Source organism: Plantibacter auratus (assembly GCF_050587365.1).
GTDB lineage: Bacteria > Actinomycetota > Actinomycetes > Actinomycetales > Microbacteriaceae > Plantibacter > Plantibacter auratus.
The window spans coordinates 307,088-320,123 of sequence record NZ_JBOBFV010000003.1; the positions used below are offsets into that span (position 1 = coordinate 307,088).

Genomic DNA, 13,036 nt, shown 5'->3' on the forward strand with positions numbered 1-13,036 from the left:
GTCAGCGCGGGTAGACGCTGATCGGCGCCGCCAGCGGGTTCGGCGGCGTGACCGGCAGCGACGTGAGCCGCCCCGCCGCAGCGAGACTGATCGAGGCGTGGAGGCCGTCGGCCCCGGCGAGGACGTAGCTCTGACCGGCGCCGACGCCGATGGTCACGGCCGCTCCAGCGCCGACCTTCGCCGTGGTCTCCTTGCCGTCAGCCCCCGTCAACGTGAGTTCGGCGTCGGAGCCAGACGGGTTGAAGACGTGGAGCTTCTGCCCCGGCCCGGTGGGGACCGTGAGGGCCGCGGTGTCGTCGAGTGCGGGCGTCGCTCCGAACCAGGCGAAGTCCTCGAGCGTTCCGCCGCGCGAGTTCGTCCTGGCCGCCGCGACCACCGGTCGGGTCGAGGTGATCTCCAGCGAGAACTCACCGACCGGGAGTTCGGCCAGGGCGATCTCACCGGGAACGCCCGGCTGGATGGTCGCGTCGATGACGATCGGCTCGTCCTTCGCGTTCTCTCGGGTGGCGGTGATGACGACGTCGGCTGGCTCGGATCCCGGCGCGAACAGTCTGAGGGCCGTTGCTCGGTCGTCGACGGACGCGGTGTCGGAGCTCGCCCCTGCGGCCGCCGGGGCCGTGACGACGACGCCCGGGATCACGAGGTCGGTCGAAGGCGACGCGGTCGGTCCCTGGACCTCCACGCCACCGGGGGTCAGGACGCGGACCGTGCTCTGCTGGAGCGCCGCCACCACCTGGCCGCCCTCGCTCGTCACGTGCACGACCGGGGTGGGCTCATTGGGTGCGAGGCCGGTGAGGGCGATCACCCGCTGCGTGCCGGTGGCGACGACGATCCCGGCGGCACCCGGAGCGTCGATCCGCCCGGCGGCGCCGAAGACCTCGAGGGTCACGTTCGCATCGACGGCCGACGGATTGCTCAGCAGGACCAGCGTGGTGCGACCGATGTCACTCGATCCGCCGACGAGCCAGCTCTCGGCCGATGCCGGCGTGCAAGCGGCGGCTGCCAGACCGGCGACCTCGGCTTCCGCGGCGATCTGCGACTGCGCGCCGCTCAGGGGCGTCACCGTCCCGTCGGTCGCGCCGGGGACGGTGATCACCGTGGGTCCACCGTCCGCCGTACCGCTCGTGTTGTCGGGTGCGGCCAACTCACTCGTCGTGGGCGTCACCCCGTTCGCTCCGAAGTCCACGGTCGCCGGGCCGAAGGAGCCGGCTGCCGTAGCGGCCGTCGCATCCTGGGCCAGGGCGAGCAGCGGCCCAGGGCACACGACCGACTGGTCACCGGCCACCGGGGTGACTCGGATGTCCTGAGGGGCGATCTCGACCGTCGGGAGGGGCAACTGCCCGGCCGCCGCGATCGTGACCGCGGCGATCCCGATCCCGACGAGGCCGGTGACGATCCGACCGGAGGTGATGGCGACTCCGCGCTTACTGGGCATGCGGCTGCTCCGTTCCCGGGGTGTCCCGGCGGGTGGTGTCGGGATCCGGCGTCGTCTCGGTGGAGTCGCTCGGATCCGGATCGGGCACGGCGACATCGCCCGTGGCGACCGCCGGTTCGTCGGGGACCTGGCCGGCTGTGGTGTTCGTGTCGGCGTCGGCGTCTGGAGTCGACCCGGTCACGTCGTGGTCCGTGTCGACGGCGACGTCCGTGACCGGGTCGGTTCCATCGCGAGCGACGGTGTCGTCGGCCGACCCGGTGTCCGCGGTCGACGCGCGGTCGTCGACGGAATCGGCGTCATCGGCTGGTTCGGCATTCACCGCCGCGGGCACGGGCGCCTCGGCGGAGGAGGCCTGCCCCCGACGCCACCAACGCGGCTTGGACGGGCGGGTCGACGCGTCGGCGGTGGTGGCCGACTCGGGTCCCTCCGCCTCCTCGTCGAGATCGGCGGTCGGTTCCTCGTCGTCGTAGGAGCCGGACGCGTCGTCGTCGATCACGGCGACCGTCGCCCCGGACGCGGCCGCCTTGCGAGCGGCACGGCCCTTCAGCTTCGCAGGCTTCCTGGATCCCGCCCGGTACCCGTCGCGGGACGCACCGTTGGGGATGCTCAGGAGCAGGGTGATGAGGAACACGACGCCCAGGCCGACACCGATGAGGGTGCCGAGCACGTTGGACGTGGGGAGCTCGGGACCGGTGCCGACGTCCGCGACGGTGCGCCAGAGCGTCCCGCTCGTCGTGTCACCGACGGCGACCAACGCCGCGTTCGCGTCGAGCGCGCTCGCCGCACGGCCGGCGGTCTGACCCGCCGCCGTCTGCTCTTCGCCGTCGGCGACCGGCGACAGCAGCACGAAGGCGATGCCGTGCTTGACGAGAGTCTCCGTCGGGTCCAGTCCGCTCTGCGACGCGAGGTTGCCGGCGAGCTCGGCGACGACGCGGTCGTCCGAGGACACGCCGGGGGCCGTCTGGGCGATGGTGGACTGGCCGTCGAGCGTCTCCCCCTGTCCACGGATGACGACTGCGGTGATGGTCCCGTCGTCGCCGGGCGTGATGACGAGGGTGCCGAGCCGCGGATCGGTCTGTGTAGCGGCCGTCACGTAGGCGGGCAGCTGGCGACCGGAGCTCTCACGGACCACCGAGGTGCCGAGGGGCTGCGCGAGCGCGAGCGGGAGGGCGATCACCGCGGCGGCGAGGACCATGACGAGCGCCGGGGCAGCCCGGAACCGCGGGATGCGATCGAGGCCGAGGGTCGCAGCACCCACGATCCCGAGCCAGTACAGGCTGATCGCCGCGCCGGCCCAGACGGGGACGGCCGTTCCGGCGGCCGAGGCGAGGAGGAGATGCGTGGCGAACACCGCCGACACGAGTCCGAGGAACGCCGCGATCAGCAACGGGACGGCCCGTCTGGAGCCCGGGAGGAACAGGGCCAGCAGAGCGACGATCGCGAGTGGCGCGAGCAGCGCGGGTACCACGATGGCGGGAGTCGCACCCGGTAGCCCGAGCGCTGCGCCGAGCTGGCTCCATCCACCCAGGCTGCCGCCGGGGAAGCCGAGGGACAGTTGCCAGCCGGACGCCGCGGTCCCGGGCGTCGCGACGCCCGGGTCGGCGAGGAGTCCGAGCCAGTTGTCGCGATGGAGCCCCTGCTGCCAGACGAGCGGGGCGAACAGCGCGATGGCGGGGATCGGGATGAGTCCGACCCTGGCGACACCTCGACCGGCGAAGACCATCGCGACGACCCAGATGACGAGCAACGCCGGGGCGAGGGACGGCGAGCTCGCGACGATCGCGGCGAACAGGAAGGCGCTCGTGCCGGCTGCGGCCCACGACCGGGACGCGACCACACCTGCGTAGAAGAGCCAGGGCAGCAGGACATGGACGATGACGGCCGCGGGACGGCCATCGGCGAGCGCGGTCAGGAGCGTCGGGGCGAGCGCCCAGAGCAGCACCGCCACCGCACGAGGACCGCTGCGCTCCGTGAGCCGGGTGGCGGCGAACCAGGCGCCGAGCGCCGAGAGCGGCAGCGCGAGCAGGAAGAGCAGGACCAGGGAGAACGAAGGCTGCCAGAAGGTGATGGTCCCGAGCACCGCGAGGACCGCACTGAACGGGTCGGCGGCACCGACGAAGCCGAGGCCGACGTCGCGCCACCCGAAGCCGATGTGCTGCCAGAGTTCGCCGACAGTCGCCGAGAGCGGGAGGAGTCCCCCACCGGTGAGGTACGTGGCTCCGAGGAGCGGAGCGAGGATCGCCGCTCCGATGACCGCCGTCGCGAGGACGACCCAGGCGCCTCCGCCGGAGAAGAAGCGGAGGTCGCGTTCCTCACCGATGAAGCCGATCTGCGTCGCCTCCCGCGCGAGCGCGCGTTTGCGTCGGACCTCGTCGAGTCGCATCCGCAAGCCGGCGATGCTCGACCAGCCCAAGGTGCGGTTCTTCGCGAGCTGGCGCCGGGCACTCCCGACCTTCGTTCCGGAGAACGCGACGGCGAACGCCGCCGAGAGCTCGCCCAGCACGAGCTCGGGCTGCTTCTTCACGAAGTGGCCGATGACCCGCAGGATGGCGAGTGGCACGAGGCTGAGCCAGTGCACGGGGACCATGATCCCGGGCGCATAGACGAGACGCCGGTGGAGCTGTGCGGCGCGGGCCTGGCGATGGCGACGACGACGCGCGCCGAGCCGGTTCGACCAGGAGGGCCCGGCGATGCCTTCGCCGGCGGAGGCGACCCGCGCCGTCGGCACGACCGCGACCAGATAGCCCGCGAGGCGGGTCCTGATGCAGAAGTCGAGGGCGTCGTCCGCCACGAGGGCCTGGTCGAAGCCGCCCAACTGGTCCCACAGCTGATGGCGCACGAGCATGCCGGCCGGACCGACCGCCATCACGTCGTTCATCGTGTCGTGCTGGGCCTGGTCGAGCTCGTCCTCGACCACAGGGACCGCCGCCCCGAGGGTGGTGATCGTCTCGCCGTAGCGCCGGAGGAACGATGCGTCGTCCCAGTCGAGGATCTTCGGGCCGGCCACACCGACGGACGGCGAGACCTCGAGGGCGCCCAACAGGGCGGCTAGCGCCGTCGGCTCGGGAGCCGTGTCCTCGGAGAGCAACCAGAGCATCTGCTCGGCGTCCTCCGGCTGATCGGTGACGCGGACGCCGGCGGCCACAGCTTGCGCGAAGCTGAGGTCCTCGGTCGAGGTCACGAGCTTCATGCCGGGGACGCGACCGAGTTCCTCGATCGTCGCCTCACTCGCGCGGGTGGCGACGGCGATGATCCCGTCCGCCGGACGGGTCTGGGCACGGAGGGCGTCGAGCGTGCGTGCGAGCGGCTCTGAGCCGTCGCGCACCACGAGAATCGCCGTTACTCGGGGAGACATCGGATTCAGACTAAGCGGGTCCGGCCGGAAGAGCGGGAACCGAGCGGGCGCGCCCCGAATCGGGGGTGTTCCGGTGAGTCGGGAGCGATTCGGTCAGCGTCCGACGGAGCGTCAGACAGCGCGTTTGCGCAGCTTCCGGCGCTCGCGCTCGGAGAGGCCGCCCCAGATGCCGAAGCGCTCGTCGTTCGCGAGCGCGTACTCGAGGCACTGCGACTTCACGTCGCAGCTGGTGCAGATCCGCTTCGCGTCGCGCGTGGAGCCACCCTTCTCGGGGAAGAACGCCTCGGGGTCGGTCTGCGCGCACAGCGCGTCGGTCTGCCAGGAGAGCTGGGTGTCGTCCTCGCCCTCGGCAGCAGGCTGACGGACGCCGGGGACTCCGAGATTGACCGGATCGACGAACCAGTCGTCGGGTACTCCGGCACGATACTCAGGAATCGCCATACCGTCTCCCCACCTAGTCGTACCCTGCGCCACGCGGCGCGATACATAATTACACCCTTGTAGTTATGGTCGAGTCAAGTCGCGCATCGTAAAGCCTCAATCACGAGGTGAGGGTTCGCGACGCGCCGGGTGTGACCCGAACTGGGTGTCGGGGCCCGCCTGGGCGGATCGAGCGGTCGCGCGACGTCAGTCGGCGGCGCGCCTGGCCCGCCATGCGCTCTCCACCATCTGGCGCAGATCGTGTCGCATCCGCCAGTCGAGATCGCGAGCTGCGAGCGCACCGGACGCGACGATCCGCGCAGGATCGCCCGCCCTCCGCGGCATGATCTCGGGGGTGAAGTCGATCCCGGTCACCTCCGCCATCGCGGTCATGATCTCGCCGACGCTCGACCCGTCCCCACTCCCGAGGTTGTAGGCGGCCTCGAGGGACTCACCCGCATCGAGCCGCTTGGCTGCGGCGACGTGCGCGGCCGCGAGATCCGCGACGTGCAGGTAGTCGCGGACGCAGGTGCCGTCCGGCGTCGGGTAGTCGTCACCGTTGATGCGGGGGGTGCGTCCGGCGAGAAGCGCGTCGAAGACGAGTGGGAAGAGGTTGTGTGGGCTCGTGTCGTAGACCTCGTCCGTCCCGGAACCGACGACGTTGAAGTACCGCAGCGAGGTGTGACGCAACCCGGTGGCGACACCCTGGTCGCGGAGCAGCCACTCGCCGATGAGCTTGGACTCGCCGTAGGGCGACTCGGGCGCTTTCGGGGTGTCCTCGGTGACCAGGTCGACGTCCGTCGTCCCGTACACCGCGGCGCTCGACGAGAAGACGATGCGCTCCACCCGGTGCTCCTCCATCGCGGCGAGCAGCATCGCGGTGGCCGTGACGTTCTGGGCGTAGGTGTGGAGCGGGCGCTGCACGGAGACACCCGCGTACTTGTACCCGGCGACATGGACGACACCGCTCAGCTCGAACTCGGAGAAGGTGCGCTCGAGGACCGAGCCGTCGAGCAGGGTTCCGCGGACGAACGGCACCCCGGCCGGGACGAAGCGCTCGTGCCCGCTCGACAGGTCGTCGAGGACGACGACGTCGATCCCCTCCGCTTGGAAGGCCCGAACCACATGGGCTCCGATGTATCCGGCTCCGCCCGTCACCAGCCACGCCACGATGCTTCCTCCAGGGAGTCCTCCACCTGCCGTGCTGCAGACGGAGTGACCAGACTACTGGAGGCGCGTGCCCCGCGCGGCGGGGCGGACGGGGACGCGGCGATAGCCGTCCGTCAGGACGGCACGGATGGTCGCGGCGGAGGCGACGACCGCGACGAGGACGATGAGGAAGCCGACGACGAGTGCGATGATGGACATGTCTGAAACTCTAGGAATGGTGAAAAACTGCCACCAGTGGCAGAATGGACGCAAATAAGCACATTCCTGCCAAATCGATCATCCGGAGGTCCCATGCTGTCGAAGGTCGCCCTGCTCGCCATTCCGGGGCTCCAGCCGTTCGAGTTCAGCGTCGTCTGCGAGGTCTTCGGCATCGACCGGTCGGACCAGGGCGGTCCCGCCTTCGACCTCCGCATCGTCACGAAGGACCCCGGTCCGGTCCGGATGAACCTGAGCGACGACGGTGCGCGGGGCTTCGACATGATCGTCGACGACGACCTGTCCTTCGCGGCCGAGGCGGACCTCGTGGTGATCACCGGTCGTGGCGGATCGCGTGGCGGAGCGGTCGACGAGGCCTACCTCGACGTCCTCCGAGCGGCGGAGGCGCGGGGTGCCTGGGTCCTCAGCGTGTGCAGCGGGTCGTTCGTCCTCGGTCAGGCAGGGCTGCTCGACGGTCGCCGCAGCACGACCCACTGGATGTACACCAGCGAGCAGCAGACGACGTTCCCGGGCACCACCGTCGACCCCGACGTGCTGTTCGTCGAGGACCGCAAGGTCATCACGGGCGCGGGGACCGCTGCCGGCATCGACGCGTGCCTGCACCTGGTACGACAGGAGTACGGCGCGGCGAGCGCCAACGTCATCGCCCGCCGGATGGTCGTCCCGCCGCAGCGCGACGGCGGTCAGGCGCAGTACGTCCTCTCCCCCGTCGCGGCGCAGCAGTGCGAGTCGCTCGCCCCGGTCGTCGACTGGATGCTCGACCACCTCGCCGAGGACCTGCCCATCGGGCGTCTCGCGCGGCAGGCGCACATGTCCGAGCGGACCTTCGCGCGCCGCTTCCGCTCAGAGCTCGGCAGCACGCCGGCCGCCTGGCTGAACCGACAACGCCTGTTCCGAGCGCAGGAGATGCTCGAACGCACCGACCACGGTGTCGAGCGGATCGCTGCGGACACCGGGTTCGGCACCGCGGCGGTCCTCCGTCACCACTTCGACCGCGTCCTCGGCACCACGCCCGCCGCCTACCGGCGGAGTTTCGGGGTGCGGGAGAGCGCCTGAGCCGCCTGGACCGGACCACCCGGCCGGGCGGTCAGCCCTGGGTCGTCGCGAGGAAGAGGGTCCCGGTCCCGGAGAAGCGCAGCTCCGCCTCGTCGGGCGTGACGAAGGCGTAGCCACCTCGATCGAGCTCCACCGACGAGGTGGCTCCGGTGATCCGCGCCGAACCGTCGGTCACGATCGCGATGCCGGGTCCGGGGAGGTGGAACGAGGGATCCTGCTCAGACGGCTCTGCGGGCAGATCCACTCGCAGCAGCTCGAAGTCCGGCACGTCCGGCACGAAGAGGCTGCGTCCACCGCCCAGGTCCGTCGGGTTCAGCCACGGCACCGGCCTCGGCTCGAACTCCAGGACCTCGAGCAGCTCGGTCACGTCGACGTGCTTCGGCGTGAGCCCCCCGCGCAGGACGTTGTCGCTCGCGGCCATGAGCTCGACGCCGATCCCCCGGAGGTAGGCGTGGATGTTGCCGGCGGGGAGGTAGAGCGCTTCCCCCGCTCGTAACGTGACGAGGTTGAGCAGGAGGGCGACCGCGATGCCCGGATCGCCCGGATACTCCTCCGCGAGCCGCCCGACCAGGGCCCGCTCGGCGTCGAATGCACCCGAACCGGGAGCCGCGGCGGACGCGACGAGGGCGTCGAGCAGCCCGCCGGGGAGCTGCTCGAGCAGGATCCGCACGGTGTCGCGGAGCCCGTCGGGGGCGACCAGCATCCCGCGGAGCATGGTGATGCGCGCTGCCGCAGCCGGATCGGGTGCCGAGGCCACCAGCTCGACGAGCAGCGCATCGGTCGCGGCGAGCTCGCGGAACCCGCAGAGCGCCTCGAAGCCGTCCCGGAGCGCGACGATGAGTTCCGGCTTGTGGAGCGCGTCCTTGTAGTTGCGGTGCGGAGCGTCGAGCGGCACCCCGCGTTCGTTCTCGGCGGCGAAGCCCGCGGCGGCCCGGTGCAGGTCGGGGTGGGCCTGCAGCGAGAGCGGATGGGCCGCTGCGAGGACCTTGAGGAGGAACGGCAGCGAGCCGTGCCCGCCGAGCGCGGCGGGATCGGCGGCGAGCCAACGTTCGAGGTCGGCATGTCCCCCCACCGTCGATGGATCCGCGATCGGCGTCGGGGCCCCGGGGTGTGCGCCGAGCCAGAGTTCCGCCTCCGGACGTCCCGAGGGCTCGGACCCGAGCACCTCCGCGATCGCCGTCGACGACCCCCACGCGTAGTCACGAGGAGTGGCACGGAGCGGCACGAACATGGTGGAGCCCTTTCGACGGACGAGGGTGACGCGCCAGCCGGACCCTGGGGCCGCTTGGCGTCGTCCTACAAGCCGTGCGACGCGGTCGCCCGGCACCGTGCACCAAACTACCAAGCCGTTGTCCGCGCCGAGCACACCTGCCTAGGCTGGCCGGGACGCCGATCCGGCGCCAGCGGACGCAATGGAGCAACGGACCATGATCTTCGAACCCCTCGCCAGCGACTTCTACGGCTTCGAGAGCCTCCTGACGGCTCCCGAGCAGGAGGCCATCGCCCGCCTCCGAGCCTGGGCCGAGACCGAGGCGAAGCCGATCGTGAACGAGTACTGGGAGCGGGCGGAGTTCCCGAAGCACCTCATCACGCCGCTCCTCGAGCTCGACGTCGCCCGGTGGGCCTGGCCGGAGACGACGCCGTTCGAGAACAGCGCCGTGTTCCGCGGCCTCGCCTCGATGGAGCTCTCCCGGATCGACGCGTCGATCTCCACCTTCGTCGGGGTGCAGGACGGCCTCACCATGGGCTCGATCAGCGAGTGCGGGTCCCAGGAGCAGCAGGACGAGTGGCTTCCGAAGCTCGCCTCCGGCGAGGTCCTCGGCGCCTTCGGTCTCACCGAGCCGCAGTCGGGGTCGGACAGCGCACAGGGGCTCCGCACCACGGCCACGAGGGACGGCGACGACTGGATCCTGTCCGGCTCGAAACGGTGGATCGGCAACGCGACCTTCAGCGACATCACGATCATCTGGGCGAAGGACACGGCCGACGGTCAGGTGAAGGGCTTCATCGTGCCGACCGACTCCCCCGGCTACTCCGCGACCAAGATCGAGGGCAAGATCAGCCTGCGCATGGTGCAGAACGCCGACATCACCCTCGAAAATGTCCGGGTCCCCGAGCGCCTCCGGCTGCAGCACGCGAACTCCTTCCGCGACACGGCGAAGGTCCTGCGGCTCACCCGCGCCGGCGTCGCCTGGTCGAGTGTCGGCGTCGCTGTCGGCGCGTACGAGGCGGCGGTCGCCTACGCCAAGGAGCGCGTGCAGTTCGGCAAGCCGATCGCGGGCCACCAGCTGATCCAGGACCTCCTCTCGAGGTGCCTCGGGAACATCACGGCATCGATGGCGATGTGCGTCCGGGTCTCGCAGATGCTCGACGAGGGCACCCAGCGCGACGAGCACTCCGCGCTCGCCAAGGCGTTCTGCACCGCGCGGATGCGCGAGACGGTCGCCTGGGCACGGGAGATCATGGGTGGGAACGGCATCGTGCTGGACTACCACGCCGCCCGGTTCTTCGCGGATGCCGAAGCCCTCTACAGCTATGAGGGCACGCGGGAGATGAACGCGCTCATCGTCGGGCGGGCCATCACCGGCACCGCGGCGTTCGTCTGACCACCGGGCCGGACCAGGGCCTCGGTGCCGGCCGCAGCCGCTACCCTGGGGGCACGATGCTGTCCACCGAACCCGCCCCGCCCCGCCCGCCGGCAGCGCTGACGACACGCGCGCTCGTCGTCAGACACGTCGCCGTGTTCGCGACGTTCGCAGTCCTCGCCGGGACGTTCTGGACGAACCTCTTCACCATCTGGGGCTACACGGCGGTGGCACTCGTCTCAGGTGGTGCCGCGCTCGCGTGCCTGATGGTCGTCCGACCGAACTGGCGGCGCACACGGGTACCGTGGTCGCTCGTCGGCTACGGGGTGCTGTCGATCGTCTCGCTCGCCTGGTCCGCCTACCCGAGCGGCACGGCCGCGACCCTGCTCGGTGCGGCGCTGTGCACCGTCCTCGGCGTGACCCTCGCGGGCTGTTTCTCCTGGCCCGAGGTCATCCGGGTCCTCGGCCGTGCCGTGACGTGGGTGCTGTCACTCTCCCTCCTCTTCGAGTTCGTCGTCGCAGCGATCATCCGGCACCCGGTGCTCCCGAACTTCTACGCCGGTGACGCGGCGGACCCGCCCCTGCTCGACTACTGGTCGCGGGACCTCCTGTTCTCCGGAGGACGCATCCAGGGCATCTCGGGGAACGCCAACCTCCTCGCCGTGGTGGCGTTGCTCGGGATCATCGTCTTCGGGCTCCGGCTGGCGGCGCGCCGCGACGAGCCCGGCGCAGCCAGGCTGGCCGGCCCCGAACGTCGCTGGACCCTGCTCATCCGCCTCGGTCTCTCCGTCGTGATGTTCCTCCTGAGCTTCTCGACCACCATCCTGCTCGCCGCCGTGGTGACGGCGGTGGTGCTCGCCGCCGCACTGGCGATCCGTCGGGCACCTCGCCCGGAGGCGAGGACACCGGTGTACCTCGGCTTCCTCGGCATCGGGGTCGTCGGCGCGGTGGGAGCGGTCGTCTTCCGTACGCAACTCCTCAGCCTCCTCGGGAAGAGCCCGGACCTCACCGGTCGACTCGACATCTGGGCGACCGTGTGGCGCCTCATCGAACAGCGACCGGTCTTCGGTTGGGGCTTCTCGAGCCCGTGGGCACCGTGGGAGCCGCTCTTCACCGACCTCGTCATCCGACGCGGCGTCCGACAGCTCCAGGCGCACAACGCCTGGCTCGACGTCTGGTTCCAACTCGGCGTCATCGGCCTCGTGCTCTTCGCCGCGGTCGTCCTGTCCATGTTGACGCGCACCTGGTTCCTGGCCGTCGACCGTCCACGCGTCGACCTCGACGCACGGCGGCCGTACACGGCCCTCTCGCTCGCCCCCGTCCTCATCGCGGTCTCCCTCGTCGTGCAGTCGGTCGCGGAGAGTCGGTTACTCATCGAATCCGGCTGGGTCCTCCTGGTGCTCCTCGTCGTGAAGACGAAGCAGGAACCCGCCTGGCCGATCCCCGCCGTCGCGACCTCGGCCGACCTCGCACCCACGCACCGGCGCGACGTCGTCGGCGGATGAGCCCGGCGTGAGACCGGCGGACTTCGACGCGTTCTCCGTCGCCGCACGCGTCCTCTCGTCAGCGCCGCTGGCCGCCGCGTTCGCCACCATCGCCGTCGCGACCGCCTTCGGCGAGCACCTCGTCACGAGCCTGATCGGTGTCGCCGGTTTCAGCGCGATGCTCGTCGGCCTCACGACGATCGGCACGGGCATCCTCCTCGCACGCCTCCCCATCATCGAGTGGCGTGGCCTCCTGCCGATCTCGGTCCTGCTGTTCCTCGCCTGGAGCGCGGTGTCGGTGGTGTGGAGCGCCACGCCCCTCGCGACCCTACCCGCCATCGGCGGGCAGCTCGCGTGGGCCTTCATCGCCATCGTGATCGCGCTGACCCGCGACACCATCCAGATCGTCCGGGCGACGGGCACCGCCTTCCGCGCACTCCTCGGCACGTCCCTGGCGCTCGAGGTCGTGAGCGGCGTCCTCATCGACACCCCGCTGCCGTTCCTCGGGATCAGCGGGAACCTCGCCTTCGGCGGCCCCTTGGAAGGGGTCTTCGGAACCCGGAGCGCCCTCGGCATCGCAGCCCTGCTCGGTCTCGTCACCTTCGTCGTCGAATGGCGGACCCGTTCCGTGCGGCACGGGGTGACGATCGGGTCCATCGCCCTCGCCATCGGGCTCATCCTCGGCACGCGCTCGCCGAGCGTCGCACTCCTCGCCGCGGCCCTCGGCATCGCGACCGCCGTGCTCTACGTCTTCAGGCAACTCCGACCGGAACTCCGCCGCACCTGGCAGTTCGTCCTCCTCACCGTCCTCGCGCTCGTCGGCCTGGTCGGGTACCTCCTCCGATCCGAGGTGTTCCGCGTCCTCGGTCTCGGGCTCGAGATCGAGCAACGCTACGCGCTCTGGCAGGAGACCCTGAGACGCCTGGCCCCGAGCGAACTCAACGGCTGGGGGTGGACGGGCGGCTGGGTCTCCGATGCGGTCCCGTACCGGTTCATCGACGCGAGCCTCGGCCGCACGAACGACTCGGCGTTGAACGCCTACCTGGACGTGTACCTGCAGCTCGGACTGATCGGGCTCGCCCTGTTCCTCCTCCTCGGCGGTCTGGCGCTCGTGCGGACCTGGCTCATCGCGACCAATCGGCGCAGCGTCGTGCACGTCTGGGCCGCGCTCATCGTCGTGACCCTGCTCGCATCGGGCGCTGCCGAGAGCAGCCTGCTGCTGAGCGGTGGCTGGCTGCTCCTCGTCGTCTGCGCGGTCATCGGTGCCGGCGGGCTGAGCTGGCGGCACAAGCTTCCGGAACGCTGAACCCGGCCC

Annotated in this window: 10 protein-coding genes; 4 read left to right on the top strand and 6 right to left on the bottom strand. The window is 70.9% G+C overall.

Features of this window, described 5'->3' with window-relative positions; all coding sequences use genetic code 11:
* Position 1: 1 nt before the first annotated feature.
* The 5 genes from ACQ3HE_RS14380 to ACQ3HE_RS14400 all read right to left on the bottom strand — a co-directional run bounded on the left by ACQ3HE_RS14380 (position 2) and on the right by ACQ3HE_RS14400 (position 6,578).
* The gene (locus ACQ3HE_RS14380) at positions 2-1,435 is read right to left on the bottom strand and encodes a DUF5719 family protein (protein WP_430893222.1); all 1,434 of its coding nucleotides are present in this window, start codon (positions 1,433-1,435) and stop codon (positions 2-4) included.
* A complete protein-coding gene (locus ACQ3HE_RS14385; RefSeq protein ID WP_430893223.1) occupies positions 1,425-4,790 on the bottom strand; it encodes a glycosyltransferase in 3,366 nt (1,121 codons plus the stop codon). Before ACQ3HE_RS14385 ends, ACQ3HE_RS14380 begins: the two co-directional genes overlap by 11 nt.
* 111 nt (positions 4,791-4,901) lie before the next feature.
* On the bottom strand, positions 4,902-5,231 hold the full coding sequence (locus ACQ3HE_RS14390; RefSeq protein WP_079002812.1) for a WhiB family transcriptional regulator: 330 nt from the start codon (positions 5,229-5,231) through the stop codon (positions 4,902-4,904).
* Between the two features lie 186 nt (positions 5,232-5,417).
* Positions 5,418-6,380 (bottom strand): UDP-glucose 4-epimerase GalE, encoded by a 963-nt coding sequence (galE, locus tag ACQ3HE_RS14395; protein WP_159879353.1) that lies wholly within the window; start codon positions 6,378-6,380, stop codon positions 5,418-5,420.
* Positions 6,381-6,434: 54 nt separating this feature from the next.
* On the bottom strand, positions 6,435-6,578 hold the full coding sequence (locus tag ACQ3HE_RS14400; protein WP_159879355.1) for a hypothetical protein: 144 nt from the start codon (positions 6,576-6,578) through the stop codon (positions 6,435-6,437).
* 93 nt (positions 6,579-6,671) lie between these two features.
* Here ACQ3HE_RS14400 and ACQ3HE_RS14405 point away from each other — a divergent pair, with 93 nt between their 5' ends.
* Positions 6,672-7,652: a GlxA family transcriptional regulator gene (locus tag ACQ3HE_RS14405; RefSeq protein WP_430893224.1), complete on the top strand. Its 981-nt coding sequence runs from the start codon at positions 6,672-6,674 to the stop codon at positions 7,650-7,652.
* A 31-nt stretch (positions 7,653-7,683) separates the two neighbouring features.
* On the opposite strand, the gene manA is transcribed toward ACQ3HE_RS14405, so the two are convergent.
* Entirely contained in the window at positions 7,684-8,883 is a 1,200-nt protein-coding gene (gene manA / locus ACQ3HE_RS14410) for a mannose-6-phosphate isomerase, class I (protein ID WP_430893225.1), read from the bottom strand.
* Between the two features lie 196 nt (positions 8,884-9,079).
* Here manA and ACQ3HE_RS14415 point away from each other — a divergent pair, with 196 nt between their 5' ends.
* From ACQ3HE_RS14415 to ACQ3HE_RS14425, 3 genes are read left to right on the top strand one after another with little or no spacing between them, the layout of a single operon-like run.
* Complete coding sequence (locus ACQ3HE_RS14415) at positions 9,080-10,258, top strand: acyl-CoA dehydrogenase family protein (protein WP_430893226.1); 1,179 nt, start codon at positions 9,080-9,082, stop codon at positions 10,256-10,258.
* Positions 10,259-10,314: 56 nt separating this feature from the next.
* Positions 10,315-11,742, top strand: coding sequence for an O-antigen ligase family protein (locus tag ACQ3HE_RS14420; protein WP_430893227.1), 1,428 nt, complete (start codon positions 10,315-10,317; stop codon positions 11,740-11,742).
* Positions 11,743-11,749: 7 nt separating this feature from the next.
* On the top strand, positions 11,750-13,027 hold the full coding sequence (locus tag ACQ3HE_RS14425; RefSeq protein WP_411558611.1) for an O-antigen ligase family protein: 1,278 nt from the start codon (positions 11,750-11,752) through the stop codon (positions 13,025-13,027).
* Positions 13,028-13,036: the final 9 nt, after the last annotated feature.

Bases quoted from the DNA above. Each gene is read 5' to 3' on its own strand.
- ACQ3HE_RS14380 (WP_430893222.1), bottom strand. From the start codon at position 1,435: ATGCCCAGTAAGCGCGGAGTCGCCATCACCTCCGGTCGGATCGTCACC.
- ACQ3HE_RS14385 (WP_430893223.1), bottom strand. From the start codon at position 4,790: ATGTCTCCCCGAGTAACGGCGATTCTCGTGGTGCGCGACGGCTCAGAG.
- ACQ3HE_RS14405 (WP_430893224.1), top strand. From the start codon at position 6,672: ATGCTGTCGAAGGTCGCCCTGCTCGCCATTCCGGGGCTCCAGCCGTTC.
- ACQ3HE_RS14415 (WP_430893226.1), top strand. From the start codon at position 9,080: ATGATCTTCGAACCCCTCGCCAGCGACTTCTACGGCTTCGAGAGCCTC.
- ACQ3HE_RS14420 (WP_430893227.1), top strand. From the start codon at position 10,315: ATGCTGTCCACCGAACCCGCCCCGCCCCGCCCGCCGGCAGCGCTGACG.
- ACQ3HE_RS14390 (WP_079002812.1), bottom strand. From the start codon at position 5,231: ATGGCGATTCCTGAGTATCGTGCCGGAGTACCCGACGACTGGTTCGTC.
- manA (WP_430893225.1), bottom strand. From the start codon at position 8,883: ATGTTCGTGCCGCTCCGTGCCACTCCTCGTGACTACGCGTGGGGGTCG.
- ACQ3HE_RS14400 (WP_159879355.1), bottom strand. From the start codon at position 6,578: ATGTCCATCATCGCACTCGTCGTCGGCTTCCTCATCGTCCTCGTCGCG.